At 53.4% G+C, this 13,726-nt stretch carries 14 protein-coding genes and 1 other annotated feature; of the genes, 6 read left to right on the top strand and 8 right to left on the bottom strand.

What is annotated here, in order from left to right; all coding sequences use genetic code 11:
* Window position 1: 1 nt before the first annotated feature.
* The 4 genes from E0L20_RS21555 to E0L20_RS21540 form a co-directional block, all read right to left on the bottom strand.
* Window positions 2-487, bottom strand: a complete 486-nt coding sequence (locus E0L20_RS21555) for an OmpA family protein (protein ID WP_131635734.1) — start codon at window positions 485-487, stop codon at window positions 2-4.
* A gap of 12 nt (window positions 488-499) precedes the next feature.
* On the bottom strand, window positions 500-1,720 hold the full coding sequence (gene dgcN / locus E0L20_RS21550) for a diguanylate cyclase DgcN/YfiN (protein ID WP_131635733.1): 1,221 nt from the start codon (window positions 1,718-1,720) through the stop codon (window positions 500-502).
* Window positions 1,713-2,249, bottom strand: a complete 537-nt coding sequence (yfiR, locus tag E0L20_RS21545; protein ID WP_207389463.1) for a regulatory sequestration protein YfiR — start codon at window positions 2,247-2,249, stop codon at window positions 1,713-1,715. The genes dgcN and yfiR overlap by 8 nt, the downstream gene beginning before the upstream one ends.
* A 153-nt stretch (window positions 2,250-2,402) precedes the next feature.
* Complete coding sequence (locus E0L20_RS21540) at window positions 2,403-2,777, bottom strand: DUF2799 domain-containing protein (RefSeq protein WP_131635731.1); 375 nt, start codon at window positions 2,775-2,777, stop codon at window positions 2,403-2,405.
* Between the two features lie 214 nt (window positions 2,778-2,991).
* On the opposite strand from E0L20_RS21540, the gene aroF reads away from it, so the two are divergent.
* Genes aroF through E0L20_RS21525 form a run of 3 tightly spaced genes read left to right on the top strand, consistent with a single transcriptional unit; the run spans window position 2,992 to window position 6,127 of the window.
* Complete coding sequence (gene aroF, locus E0L20_RS21535) at window positions 2,992-4,062, top strand: 3-deoxy-7-phosphoheptulonate synthase AroF (RefSeq protein WP_131635730.1); 1,071 nt, start codon at window positions 2,992-2,994, stop codon at window positions 4,060-4,062.
* Between the two features lie 10 nt (window positions 4,063-4,072).
* Window positions 4,073-5,194, top strand: a complete 1,122-nt coding sequence (gene tyrA / locus E0L20_RS21530) for a bifunctional chorismate mutase/prephenate dehydrogenase (RefSeq protein WP_131635729.1) — start codon at window positions 4,073-4,075, stop codon at window positions 5,192-5,194.
* 60 nt (window positions 5,195-5,254) lie between these two features.
* On the top strand, window positions 5,255-6,127 hold the full coding sequence (locus E0L20_RS21525; protein ID WP_131635728.1) for an SMP-30/gluconolactonase/LRE family protein: 873 nt from the start codon (window positions 5,255-5,257) through the stop codon (window positions 6,125-6,127).
* Here E0L20_RS21525 and pheA read toward each other — a convergent pair.
* From pheA to bamD, 4 genes are all read right to left on the bottom strand, one after another.
* Window positions 6,124-7,284, bottom strand: a complete 1,161-nt coding sequence (gene pheA / locus E0L20_RS21520) for a bifunctional chorismate mutase/prephenate dehydratase (protein ID WP_131635727.1) — start codon at window positions 7,282-7,284, stop codon at window positions 6,124-6,126. The genes E0L20_RS21525 and pheA overlap by 4 nt on opposite strands.
* Before the next feature lie 30 nt (window positions 7,285-7,314).
* Window positions 7,315-7,440, bottom strand: a sequence feature (Phe leader region).
* Window positions 7,392-7,439: a pheA operon leader peptide PheL gene (pheL, locus tag E0L20_RS21515; protein ID WP_100249759.1), complete on the bottom strand. Its 48-nt coding sequence runs from the start codon at window positions 7,437-7,439 to the stop codon at window positions 7,392-7,394. (Overlaps the previous feature by 48 nt.)
* A 110-nt stretch (window positions 7,441-7,550) precedes the next feature.
* On the bottom strand, window positions 7,551-7,892 hold the full coding sequence (gene raiA, locus E0L20_RS21510) for a ribosome-associated translation inhibitor RaiA (RefSeq protein WP_003863162.1): 342 nt from the start codon (window positions 7,890-7,892) through the stop codon (window positions 7,551-7,553).
* Between the two features lie 268 nt (window positions 7,893-8,160).
* Window positions 8,161-8,898, bottom strand: coding sequence for an outer membrane protein assembly factor BamD (gene bamD, locus E0L20_RS21505; RefSeq protein ID WP_131635726.1), 738 nt, complete (start codon window positions 8,896-8,898; stop codon window positions 8,161-8,163).
* Window positions 8,899-9,029: 131 nt separating this feature from the next.
* Between bamD and rluD the strand changes: the two genes are divergently transcribed.
* The 3 genes from rluD to clpB all read left to right on the top strand — a co-directional run bounded on the left by rluD (window position 9,030) and on the right by clpB (window position 13,441).
* Complete coding sequence (gene rluD / locus E0L20_RS21500) at window positions 9,030-10,010, top strand: 23S rRNA pseudouridine(1911/1915/1917) synthase RluD (protein ID WP_131635725.1); 981 nt, start codon at window positions 9,030-9,032, stop codon at window positions 10,008-10,010.
* The gene (yfiH, locus tag E0L20_RS21495; RefSeq protein ID WP_131635724.1) at window positions 10,007-10,738 is read left to right on the top strand and encodes a purine nucleoside phosphorylase YfiH; all 732 of its coding nucleotides are present in this window, start codon (window positions 10,007-10,009) and stop codon (window positions 10,736-10,738) included. Before rluD ends, yfiH begins: the two co-directional genes overlap by 4 nt.
* A 129-nt stretch (window positions 10,739-10,867) precedes the next feature.
* Entirely contained in the window at window positions 10,868-13,441 is a 2,574-nt protein-coding gene (gene clpB / locus E0L20_RS21490) for an ATP-dependent chaperone ClpB (protein ID WP_131635723.1), read from the top strand.
* The last annotated feature ends 285 nt before the right edge of the window (window positions 13,442-13,726 follow it).

The following is a 13,726-nucleotide window of genomic DNA, read 5'->3' as shown; positions in this document are numbered from 1 at the left end:
CCTATGGCGTGCTGATGACCACCGCAACGCGGCGGTTTTCAGCACGTCCTTGTGGGGTGCTGTTGCTGGCTACAGGATATTTTTTGCCTAATCCCTGCGTCGTGAAGTTGCTGCGGGGGGCGTGGGCTCCTTTCGCCCAGGCATCAGCCACCACGTTCGCACGTTTTAACGACAGCGCTTCGTTGTAGCTCTCTTCGCCGTAATTGTCGGTATGCCCGTCCATACGCGCGTGGTTCAGGCCGGTTGCTGCCAGGCGTGATGCCATGGTCTGGATCTGCGTTTCACTTTCCGGACGCAGTCTGGCATCGTTTTTATCAAATAATATTTTGTCCGAAAGGCCCAGGGACCAGTCGCCGTTCAGTTCGTTAAAGCCGTAAGACTTCATCGCCGCAATTTGCTCTGGCGTGAATTTGCCCTTTGGCTGCGTCTGGCAGCCTGTCAGAACCAGTGATGCCAGCAACAGCGGCGTGAAGTATCGCTTTAACATAGTGTATCCTTCCTAACTTATTGTTTTTGTACGCTGGTTTTTGACCTGGTACATGTTGCGGTCCGCTCGCTCCAGCAATGCTTCCAGAGATGCATTTTCCCACGCCAGAGCAAAGCCAATGCTGAGTGACATTGATGCGGTATGCCCGTTATGCAGATCGAACGGGCGAATAAACTGCTGCGAAAGCGCAGCACAAATGTCTTTAACCTCATGTTCAGAATGGACGCCGTACAGCACCATTGCGAACTCATCGCCGCCCAGACGGTATGACTGATGGCGCTTATCACCAAACTCAACCATTCTGCTGGCGACCTCAATGAGGACGCAGTCTCCTGCCGCATGTCCCCAGGTATCATTAATTAGCTTAAAGTTATCGCCATCCAGAAAAAGCAGGGCCGAATTCGTTTTTGCAGAAGTGTCATTCATCAATGCCGCAATGCTGTTACGAAATGCAGCGCGGTTCGCCAGCCCCGTCAGGGGATCGTGCATGGCGGTGCGCATCAGCTGAGCATTCTTCGCCTGCAGCTTAAGCTGCCACTCTTCCATTTCATCCAGAAGGCTGTTGAAATCTTCACCAAACTGGTGAAATTCTTCAATACGGCCTGCCTTGACCCTGCGGGAGAAATTACGGTTGGTGCGGACATCATGAACGACGTCCGTGATGTTCTGCATGGCGGTGACCATGCCGTGGTGCAGCGAGCGGGTAATGGTGAGCGCAACGGCAGAAGCAAACAGTATGCAGCCGGTGAGTACGGCAAATGACATCCAGATAAAATGGCTGATAAGGCTGTCGCGTGCGGTAAGGCGAATTTCGCCTATGGTATTGCCGTTATGCATTATTGGCTGTGTAACCGGAACAGGGAACAGCCAGCGGCTAACCAGCGCACCCAGGGTGTCGGTGTTATCCTCAGGGTTCCATGACCAGTAGGCAAACTGTTTTTTGTTGACGTTGAGGACTTCCGCAGCCGCAAACTGCCCCTGTTTGCCGAGGGTCGCGAGGGTTTCATTGGCCGCCAGAGCATCATTAAACACCAGAGAGGCCTCGAGACTGTGGCTCATGGTTGCGCCAGTTAATTCGAGATTTTTTTGAGCGTATTGCTTTAATGTCACCACGGAGGCAAAACACAGCAACAGCCATATAAACGTCATTGTTATTATGACGCTTATCATACTGATACGTCGTAGCGTTCTTTTAAACGTAGGACGCGGTGTTGAAGTGAAATCCTTATTCATGCTTCTTATTCCGTGCCAGCATTAATACATCCGGATTGACTCTAACGCCACTGCGAGACAGTGCATCCAGATTGACGGAAAACCTTACCCGGACGTCTTCTATTATCAGACAAAATGCGCTGCCAATAACACATTCCGGATTATGCTCTGAGATTAATAACAACGCTCGGCCCTGATATTGACTTATTAAATCAAGTTGTTGGGCAGGGGATTCGCTCCCGAAATATATTGCGTCGCACATTGCTGTTAGTGCTTCCCGGTCGTTACGTACAATGACAGAGGTATAAGGCAACTCGCTTTGCCCGTCTTCACGGCTGAGTGCCTGCACATAGTGAGATGTGGCATAAATACAAAGTTTGGGCAGTCCGGAGAGGGACGGCCATCGGGTATAACTCACAATACCGGAAACAATAGAACGTACTGATTTATCGGTATCTGTGGGCGTGCCCGCAGCCGCTGAACCAGCCGTAAGGATCAGTACGAGCACCAGGGTAAGTCGGAACAAAGAGATCAAGAATGAATTTCTCACCAGAATCCGCCAAACCGCTCTGGAAATAGATGTCCTTAAGAGTTGCGGGCAGAATAGCATTGTTTATCAAAGCCGTCATTATGTCAGCAATGCAACTGAGTTGACTTAGGTTAAATCTGACAGTTGTATTTATTCTGATGGTTAAAAATATAATCAATTAAGTCTGCTGCTGCTCATGCTTTGTTCCATTCCTTTTTGCCATGCCTCATGCAGCGTTGCCGCATTATCAGCGGTATCACAGCTAGCAGGGAATGATTTACCCGCCAATCCCCAGGCATGAATGAATCCTTCCTCGCACACTTTTTTTTGGCCATCTTTATAGCCACGAAGATATTCGCTGCGGTCAACATGCGCATCGTTAAAGATATCGGCCAGGGCCTGATTATCTTTAACCGGTAGTCCATTCATGGCGTCTTCCTTACCGGCATCAAACCAGCTGGGGCTTGTCCAGTCGGGTTGAAACGTATAAGGATTGATTTGGCAGCCCGACAAAAGCAAGACCAGCAGTGCAACAGCCATCGAATGCATAGCGATTCTCCTTTATTCTTCAGCATAGCCTGGCATGAATAAAGATGTGTGTAATTTTAAGTTTACGTATTTAGCGGCTGTTTTTTGCAATAAATCGGCTTGTGTAAACTTATTTGTACGTATTTTGGATTGAAATCTTTACTTGTTGTGGTATCGTTGTTCCACCTCTCAGAGGAAACAAACTATCGCAAACGAGCCAGACAGGATCGCCACCATGCAAAAAGACGCGCTGAACAACGTACACATTACCGACGAACAGGTTTTAATTACTCCCGATCAACTGAAAGCGGAATTCCCGCTGAGCATCGCGCAGGAGGCTCAGATTGAGCACTCGCGCCAGACTATTTCTGACATCATTGCTGGCCGCGATCCGCGCCTGCTGGTGGTGTGTGGTCCTTGCTCCATTCACGATCCTGAAACCGCCATTGAGTACGCTCGTCGATTTAAAACATTAGCGGAGGAGGTCAGCGATAGCCTCTATCTGGTGATGCGCGTCTATTTTGAAAAGCCACGTACTACCGTTGGCTGGAAAGGATTGATTAACGATCCGCACATGGATGGCTCGTTTGATGTGGAAGCAGGCCTGAAGATTGCGCGTCGCCTGCTGGTGGAGCTGGTCAGCATGGGGCTGCCGCTGGCAACCGAAGCGCTGGATCCGAATAGCCCGCAGTACCTGGGCGATCTGTTTAGCTGGTCTGCGATTGGTGCCCGCACCACGGAATCGCAAACGCACCGCGAAATGGCCTCTGGCCTGTCGATGCCGGTCGGCTTTAAAAACGGTACCGACGGCAGCCTGGCAACGGCGATTAACGCGATGCGCGCCGCCGCCATGCCGCACCGTTTCGTCGGCATTAACCAGGCGGGCCAGGTGTGCCTCCTGCAAACCCAGGGTAACCCGGATGGGCACGTGATCCTGCGCGGCGGAAAAGCGCCGAACTACAGCCCTGCGGACGTGGCACAGTGTGAAAAAGAGATGGAACAGGCGGGACTGCGCCCGGCGCTGATGGTAGATTGCAGTCATGGTAACTCTAATAAAGATTACCGTCGCCAGCCTGCGGTTGCGGAATCCGTGATCGCACAGATCAAAGATGGCAACCGTTCGATTATCGGTCTGATGATTGAGAGCAACATTCACGAAGGCAATCAGTCATCTGAACAACCGCGCAGCGCAATGAAGCACGGCGTGTCCGTAACGGACGCCTGCATCAGCTGGGAAACCACCGATGCGCTGCTGCGTGAGATCCACAAAGATTTAAACGGCCAGCTGTCGTCGCGTCTGGCTTAAGAGGTTAGCTATGGTTGCTGAATTGACCGCATTACGCGATCAAATTGATGAAGTGGATAAGGCGCTGCTGGACCTGCTGGCGCGCCGTATGGCATTGGTTGCAGAGGTAGGTGAGGTCAAAAGCAAGTACGGCCTGCCGATATACGTCCCGGAGCGCGAAGCCTCGATGCTCGCCTCCCGCCGTAAAGAGGCCCAGGCGCTGGGCGTTTCGCCAGATTTGATCGAAGATGTTCTGCGTCGCGTGATGCGGGAATCCTATTCCAGCGAAAACGACAAGGGCTTCAAAACCCTCTGTCCTTCGCTGCGCCCGGTGGTGATCGTGGGCGGCGGTGGCCAGATGGGGCGTCTGTTTGAAAAGATGCTCACGCTGTCAGGCTACCAGGTGCGCATTCTGGAGAAAGATGACTGGGCTCGCGCGCCAGAGCTGATGAAAGATGCGGGAATGGTCATCGTCAGTGTGCCTATTCACGTCACGGAACAGATCATCGGGAAGCTTCCTGTCCTGCCGGAAGATTGCATTCTGGTGGATTTAGCCTCCGTCAAAAATGGGCCGCTGCAGGCAATGCTGGCGGCGCATACCGGCCCGGTGCTGGGTCTGCATCCGATGTTTGGCCCGGACAGCGGCAGCCTTGCAAAGCAGGTTGTCGTCTACTGCGACGGCCGTCAGCCGGAAGCGTACCAGTGGTTCCTGGAACAGATTCAGGTCTGGGGCGCGCGTTTGCACCGTATTAGCGCGGTTGAGCATGACCAGAACATGGCGTTCATCCAGGCGCTGCGCCACTTTGCGACCTTTGCTTATGGCCTGCATCTGGCGGAAGAGAACGTTCAGCTTGAACAGCTGCTGGCGCTCTCTTCACCTATTTACCGTCTGGAGCTGGCGATGGTCGGGCGTCTGTTTGCGCAGGACCCTCAGCTTTACGCCGACATTATTATGTCTTCCGGGAATAATATAGCGCTCATCAAACGCTACTATCAGCGCTTCGGTGAAGCCATCACTCTGCTGGAGCAGGGGGATAAACAGGCGTTTATCGACAGCTTCCGTAAGGTAGAGCACTGGTTCGGTGACTATGCGACGCGCTTCCAGAGCGAGAGCCGCACGCTGTTGCGCCAGGCAAATGACAGTCGCCAGTAATGCGATGATGTATATACTGAAAGCCAGCATTGCTGGCTTTTTTCATTTTGGGGACCTGTCATGGCTGAACCGCAGCTGCTGTTGAATTACACCGGGCACTTGCCTGAGTGCCCGACGTGGAGTGCAGAAGAAGATGCGCTCTACTGGGCTGATATTCTGGAAGGGGAGATCCACCGTTATCATTTGCCAACGGGCGACCATTCAGTGCTCTCTTTCCACGAAGAGGTGGGCTGTTTTGCTCTGCGCGAACGCGGTGGGTTTATCGTTGCGATGCGAACCGGCATCTGGCTGACCGATAAGCACGGCCTGCTGCGACGCAAGGTGTGTGATAACCCGTCTAACCCACAGCTCGCACGTTTTAATGATGGTGGAACCGATTATCTGGGGCGATTCTACGCCGGTACGTTTTGGGGGCCGGGGGATTACAACGGCGCCCTGCTGATGCGCATCGACAATGACCTGACGCCGAAAGTGATCCAGTGTGATATTCACGGCCACAACGGCTTAGCGTTTAGCCCGGATAATCAGTGGATGTTTACCTCAGACACGCCAAACGGCGTTATCTATCGCACGCCGCTTGATGAGCAGGGCGAACCCGGTCAGCGTGAGGTATTTCGCCGGTTTAACGAGGGGGAAGGCATACCCGACGGGGCGGCGATGGATAGCGAGGGCTGTTACTGGAGCGCACTGTTCGATGGCTGGCGTATTGCCCGTTTTTCACCGCAGGGCGAGCAGCTGGAAGAGTATCGGCTGCCGGTGCGTTGTCCGACAATGGTTTGCTTTGGCGGCGAGGACATGAAAACGCTGTTTATTACCACCACGCGGGAAAATATGGACGAGGACGAGGTGGCGCAGTATCCCCTTTCTGGCGCCATCTTCACCCTGCCGGTCAGCGTGGCAGGGATGAAGAAAAGCCGCTTTATCGAACGTTAGGCCGGGTCGACCGGGACGACGTTTTCGCTAGGATAGCAGCCCAGCACCTTCATTGAACGGGTGATCTCGCCCAGCTCGCGCAGGGCTTTCTGCATGGATGCAGATTCCAGGTTGGCCTGAATATCAAGATAGAACATCTCTTCCCACGGATTGCCGTTAATGGGGCGAGATTCCAGCTTGGTCATGATCAGGTTGTGGTTACGCAGTACCAGAAGGGCCTCTACCAGTGCACCTGCCTGCTGGCCGGTCGCCATCAACAGGGTGGTTTTGGCCGGTACCTGATCCGAAACGTCAATGGCCTTACGTGCTAGCACCACGAAGCGGGTAATGTTTTGCGTCTGGTTTGCCAGGTTACGTTCCAGCACCTGCAGGCCATACAGCGCGCCACCGGCTTCACTGCCGAGCGCAGCAACGGTTGGCGAGTTCGCCTGGGCTACTTTTTCCATCGCCGCAGAGGTGCTTTCGGTGTACTCGATTTTCCAGTTCGGATAGCGGTTGAGGAACTGGCTGCACTGCTGGAAAGGCTGCGGGTGGCTGTATACCGTTTCGATCTTGCTCAGGTCGGTGGAGCCGGAGACCAGCACGCAGTGATCGATCGGTATCGTCAGCTCGCCAACCAGCGACAGGCTGGTGTGCTGCAGCAGATCGTAAACGTCGTTGATGGCGCCGGAGCTGGTGTTCTCTATCGGCACCACGGCGTAATCTGCCTGGCCGGTCTCGACCTGGTTAAAAATGTCGGCAAACTTGGCGCAGCCGCTCTCGATAAACTCTTCAAAATGGCGCGCTGCGTACTGACGCGCAGCAAGGTGTGAGTACGAACCTTTCGGGCCGAGGAAGGCGATACGCGCAGAGTGCGGGTTGGTTTTATTCAGATGCTGCTGCAGTAACGCCTGCTGGGTCAGAACGGAATCTTCAATAATGAGCTGGAACAGGCGGGTGATGTAGTGGGCATCAAGATGATGCGCTTTGCCAAGCTGAATCAATCGCTCCAGTAAATCGCGCTCGCGGTCGATATCGCGCACGGGACGGTGGGAATCCAGCTTGGCTTTGCCCACCTCCACGGCAAGCGTGCGGCGTTCGGCCAGCAGGGCCAGTAACTTTTCATCCAACGCGCTGATTTTTACGCGCAGATCCAATAACGGGTTTTCCGGTGTCATAGTGTTGCCTGTCTCATTTTATCGTTATCAATAAAAAAGGCCTCCCGGAGTGGGAGGCCTTGTTGTTCGTCTTCGCATTCTTTATCACACGACGAAACGCCTCCCGGTCAGGGGAAGGTAAAAAAGAATGCGAAGAAGAACGGCGTAAGTTTCATAAAATCATCCTGTGATTGATACCGTTAAAGTACCCGTACTGTTTTCACCCTGTCAATAAAAAACAAAAAACGCGCCCGAAGGCGCGTTGGCGGTACACTCAATTTAAAGGATTACTCTTCTTCAACTTCTTCCGCGAAGCTGGCGTCTTTCACCGATGTTGCGGCGCGACGGGCTTCACCTTTGTGTTGCACTTTATTGAGCTGCCGTTCCAGCTTGTTGATCAAATCGTTGATTGCGGTGTACATATCCTCGTGTTTTGCGCTGGCGACCAGATGGCCGTTTGGAGTATTGATAGTTGCGTCAGCGATGAAACCCTGCGGCTCCTTGGACAGGATGATATGTGGATTAATCAAATGAGTTTGCCATTTATCCAGTTTGGCGAGACGGTCTGCGACGTGCTGGCGGATTGCCGGAGTAATTTCCATTTGTTTACTGGTAATGTTCATTGTCATAAATTTTACCTCTTGTCTTTCCGTCTTGGTGATTCCAGCATACCCGACCTAATGTCAAAATGTGTGATTTAGATCACGTTATTTTGTCGGTTTTTGTCAGGGAATCTTTTTTGTGAGGAAGGGCAGGAAGAGGTGAGATTTACCTTGTCGAAGGCAAAAATTGGGGCCATAGTTGACTGGATGTGTTGAGGCTAACGCCCTTCAGCGACGCTCTAAAATGAATAAAAAAACGGCAGCCTTCGGGCTGCCGTTTTGCATTGAGGCAATATCAGGTGTTGCTGCTGTTTGCGGCAATGATTTTCGCCACTTTTTCAGCCTGAGACGTCATCTGCATCTGACGATAAGCATTTTCCATCAGCTTCAGGCCATCGCGCGTTGCCTGGGTATCCGGGTAATCGCGCAGCATACCTTCTACACGGTTAACGACCGCAACCCATGCACCACGGCGGGTATAGTATTCCGCCACAGAGTATTCGTATTTCGCCAGACGATCTTTCAGGAACACAAGACGCTTGGTGGCGTCGGTAATGTACTGACTGTTCGGGTAGCCGCGTACCAGCTTGGAGAAGTCATTGAAGGCATCACGCGCGTGCTGCGGGTCACGGTCGGAACGATCCACGCCGAAGAAGCCCTGCAGAGCACTGTCATCCAGCGCCATGTTAGTCAGACCGCGCATATACATCACGTAATCGATGTTAGGATGGGTCGGGTTCAGACGCATGAAGCGATCGATGGCTGCCTGAGCCAGCGGCAGATCGGCATTTTTATAATAGGCGTAGATGAGATCTAACTGCACCTGCTGCGAGTAAGGGCCAAATGGATAGCGATTATCCAGCGCTTCCAGTTGCGTTATCGCCTGTTTCCAGTTACCGTCCTGCAACTTTTGTTGTGCAGTCGCATAGATTTCATTCGGCGGATTGTCAGGGACCTGTTCATTTGAACCGGAGCAGCCCACCAAAGCCAGGCTCAACGTGGCCGCTGCCACCAGATATTTCATGCGCGTCATGACGTTTTGACTTTCCTCAAATGTTTGTCCGGGAGAAACTCTGTTCCTGCTCCCGATTAAGACCAGCTACAATAGCACACTATATTAAACGGCGAAGCCGTAAAACCCAACGTTAAACGAAGAAGCAGTTTATGGCACAACGAGTAGAACTCACCGCAACAGTCTCCGAAAATCAGCTCGGTCAACGCTTAGATCAGGCTTTGGCCGAATTGTTCCCTGATTATTCGCGTTCACGTATAAAAGAATGGATCCTTGACCAGCGCGTGCTGGTAAACGGCAAGATCTGGGACAAACCAAAAGAGAAAGTGTTAGGTGGGGAAGCTGTCGCCATCAATGCTGAAATCGAAGAGGAAATCCGCTTCGAGCCGCAGGACATCCCGCTGGACATCGTCTATGAGGATGATGACATTCTGGTGATCAACAAGCCTCGTGGCCTTGTGGTTCACCCGGGCGCGGGAAATCCTGACGGTACGGTACTTAACGCGCTTCTCCATTATTATCCGCCGATCGTGGACGTACCGCGTGCCGGGATTGTGCACCGTCTGGATAAAGACACGACCGGCCTTATGGTAGTGGCGAAGACCGTCCCTGCTCAGACTCGTCTGGTGGAATCGCTGCAGCTGCGCGAAATTACGCGTGAGTATGAAGCGGTAGCGATCGGTCATATGACCTCTGGCGGCACGGTTGAAGAGCCGATCAGCCGTCATCCAACCAAACGTACCCATATGTCGGTGCATCCCATGGGGAAACCGGCGGTGACGCATTACCGCATTATGGAGCATTTCCGCATTCACACGCGTCTGCGGTTGCGTCTGGAGACGGGGCGTACGCACCAGATCCGTGTTCATATGGCACATATCACTCATCCGCTGGTGGGTGACCAGGTGTATGGTGGTCGTCCGCGTCCGCCAAAAGGCGCATCGGAAGCATTCATTAGCGTTCTGCGTAAATTCGATCGTCAGGCGCTGCATGCAACCATGCTGAGGCTTTACCACCCAATCACCGGTATTCAGATGGAGTGGCATGCGCCGATCCCACAGGATATGGTGGAGCTTATCGAAGCGCTGCGCGCTGATTTTGAAGAACATAAGGATCACGTGGACTGGTTATGACCAAACTGATTGTCCCGGAGTGGCCGCTGCCTGAAGGTGTGGTAGCCTGCAGTTCGACCCGAATTGGCGGTGTGAGCCAGGGGGCGTGGGAGTCGTTGAACCTCGGCGCGCACTGCGGTGACAGCCTGGAACACGTTGAAGAAAACCGTAAACGTCTGTTTGCTGCGGGCAAGCTACCGTCGAAACCGGTCTGGCTTGAACAGGTTCACGGCAAGGATGTGTTGACGCTGTCGGGGGCGCCCTATGCGTCTAAACGTGCCGATGCTTCCTACAGCAACACGCCGGGAACGGTGTGCGCCGTGATGACCGCTGACTGCCTGCCGGTTCTGTTCTGTAACCGTGCGGGCACTGAAGTGGCGGCAGCCCATGCGGGCTGGCGCGGCCTGTGTGAAGGTGTACTGGAAGAGACTGTCGCCTGCTTTAACGATGAGCCAGACAATATCATCGCCTGGCTCGGCCCGGCCATTGGCCCCCGAGCATTTGAAGTGGGACCAGAGGTCCGTGAAGCATTTATGGAAAAAGATCCGCAGGCAGCGGATGCTTTCCTCCCGTCCGGGGAGAAATACCTGGCCAATATTTACCAGCTTGCGCGCCAGCGCCTGAATAATGTCGGCGTGACGCAGATCTTCGGCGGCGATCGCTGCACCTTCACCGAAAAGGGTGATTTTTTCTCCTATCGCCGCGACAAGACGACGGGTCGTATGGCAAGTTTCATTTGGCTGATATAACCTAAAGAATCAAGACGATCCGGCACGTGCCGTTTTCTTTTCACATAATTCAGGTCATTAACCTTGAATAATTGAGGGATGACCTCATTTAATCTCCAGTAGCAAATTTGACCTGTTATGGGAGGAGTTATGCGTCTGGATCGTCTTACTAATAAATTCCAGCTTGCTCTCGCCGATGCCCAGTCTCTCGCACTGGGGCACGACAACCAATTCATCGAACCTCTTCATTTAATGAGCGCCTTGCTGAATCAGGAAGGGGGATCGGTACGTCCTTTATTAACGTCCGCTGGCATCAATGCTGGCCAGCTGCGTACAGCCATCGATCAGGCGCTGAGCCGTTTACCGCAGGTAGAAGGTACCGGCGGCGACGTCCAGCCGTCCCAGGATCTGGTGCGCGTGCTGAACCTTTGCGACAAGCTGGCGCAAAAACGTGGGGACAACTTTATTTCGTCGGAGCTTTTTGTTCTGGCGGCGCTTGAATCACGCGGTACCTTGACCGACCTGCTGAAAACTGCCGGTGCGACCACCGCCAACGTGACTCAGGCGATTGAGAACATGCGCGGAGGTGAAAGCGTGAACGATCAGGGAGCCGAGGACCAACGTCAGGCTTTGAAGAAATTTACGGTCGATCTGACCGAGCGTGCTGAACAGGGCAAACTTGACCCGGTTATCGGCCGTGATGAAGAAATTCGCCGTACCATCCAGGTGCTGCAGCGCCGTACCAAAAATAACCCTGTGCTGATTGGTGAACCGGGTGTCGGTAAAACCGCCATCGTTGAAGGCCTGGCGCAGCGTATCGTTAACGGTGAGGTGCCGGAAGGGCTGAAAGGCCGCCGCGTGCTGGCGCTGGACATGGGCGCGCTGGTGGCCGGTGCGAAATACCGCGGCGAGTTCGAAGAGCGTCTCAAAGGCGTGCTTAACGACCTCGCGAAACAGGAAGGCAACGTTATCCTGTTTATCGACGAACTGCATACCATGGTCGGTGCGGGTAAAGCGGACGGCGCGATGGATGCCGGGAACATGCTGAAACCGGCGCTGGCGCGCGGTGAGCTTCACTGCGTCGGCGCAACGACGCTTGACGAGTATCGTCAGTACATTGAAAAAGATGCCGCGCTGGAGCGTCGTTTCCAGAAAGTGTTTGTGGCTGAGCCAAGCGTTGAAGATACCATTGCGATCCTGCGTGGTCTGAAAGAACGCTATGAGCTGCACCACCATGTGCAGATCACTGACCCGGCTATCGTGGCTGCGGCGACGCTTTCGCATCGCTATATTGCTGACCGCCAGCTGCCGGATAAAGCCATCGACCTTATTGATGAAGCTGCATCCAGCATTCGTATGCAGATTGACTCAAAGCCGGAAGAGCTAGACCGACTCGACCGTCGTATCATTCAGCTCAAGCTGGAACAGCAGGCGCTGAAGAAAGAGTCTGATGAAGCCAGTAAGAAACGCCTGGATATGCTGAACGAAGAGCTGGACGATAAAGAGCGTCAGTACTCTGAGTTAGAAGAAGAGTGGAAAGCGGAGAAAGCTTCTCTTTCTGGCACCCAGACGATCAAATCAGAACTGGAACAGGCAAAGATTGCCATTGAGCAGGCGCGTCGCGTTGGCGATCTGGCGCGGATGTCCGAGCTGCAGTACGGCAAAATTCCTGAGCTGGAGAAACAGCTTGAGATTGCGACGCAGTCCGAAGGCAAAACGATGCGTCTGTTGCGTAATAAAGTGACGGATGCCGAAATTGCTGAAGTGCTGGCGCGCTGGACCGGTATTCCGGTGGCACGCATGCTCGAAGGCGAACGCGAAAAACTGCTGCGCATGGAGCAGGACCTGCATAACCGCGTGATTGGCCAGAACGAGGCGGTTGAAGCGGTTTCCAACGCTATCCGCCGTAGCCGTGCCGGGCTGTCTGACCCGAATCGCCCAATTGGTTCGTTCCTGTTCCTCGGGCCAACCGGTGTCGGTAAGACCGAGCTGTGTAAAGCGCTGGCTAACTTTATGTTCGACAGCGACGACGCGATGGTGCGCATTGATATGTCCGAGTTTATGGAGAAACACTCCGTCTCGCGTCTGGTCGGTGCGCCTCCGGGATATGTCGGCTATGAAGAAGGTGGCTATCTGACTGAAGCGGTCCGTCGTCGTCCTTATTCCGTCATCCTGCTGGATGAAGTGGAAAAAGCGCACCCGGATGTGTTCAACATTCTGCTTCAGGTCCTGGATGACGGTCGTCTGACGGACGGCCAGGGGAGAACGGTCGACTTCCGTAACACGGTTGTCATCATGACCTCTAACCTGGGTTCCGACTTGATTCAGGAACGTTTCGGTGAACTGGATTACGGTCATATGAAAGATTTGGTGCTCGGTGTAGTTAGCCAAAGCTTCCGTCCGGAGTTCATCAACCGTATTGATGAAGTGGTGGTGTTCCATCCTCTGGGTGAAAAACACATTGCGTCGATTGCTCAGATCCAGCTGCAGCGTCTGTATAAACGTCTGGAAGATCGGGGATATGAAATCCACATCTCTGACGATGCGCTGAAGTTGCTAAGCGAGAATGGCTACGATCCGGTGTATGGGGCGCGTCCATTGAAACGTGCTATCCAGCAGCAGATCGAAAACCCGCTGGCGCAACAAATCCTCTCAGGGGAGTTAGTTCCGGGCAAAGTTATCCGTCTGGAAGCCAACAACGATCGCATTGTGGCAGTGCAGTAAGTCACAAAACGCAAAAACGGGCCGCTTGCGGCTCGTTTTTGTTTAAAAACCAGGCGAAAATTGAAGTTTGGAAGGTGGTTTGCCTGGAAAGTGAGCGGTCAGTAAATAATTTTCACTTTATTCTTGCGGCTTCAGAATAACGCCCTATAATGCGCCTCCACTGACACGGAACAACGGCTTACAGGCCGCCGGGTCAACAGAGAAAGGCGAAATAAAAGCTTGACTCTATAGCGGGGGAGCGTAATATGCACACCCCGCGCCGCTGAGAAAAGCGAAGCGGCACTG

Source organism: Enterobacter wuhouensis, assembly GCF_004331265.1.
In the GTDB taxonomy this organism is placed as follows: domain Bacteria; phylum Pseudomonadota; class Gammaproteobacteria; order Enterobacterales; family Enterobacteriaceae; genus Enterobacter; species Enterobacter wuhouensis.
This window is presented reverse-complemented; position numbering and strand designations above follow the sequence as displayed.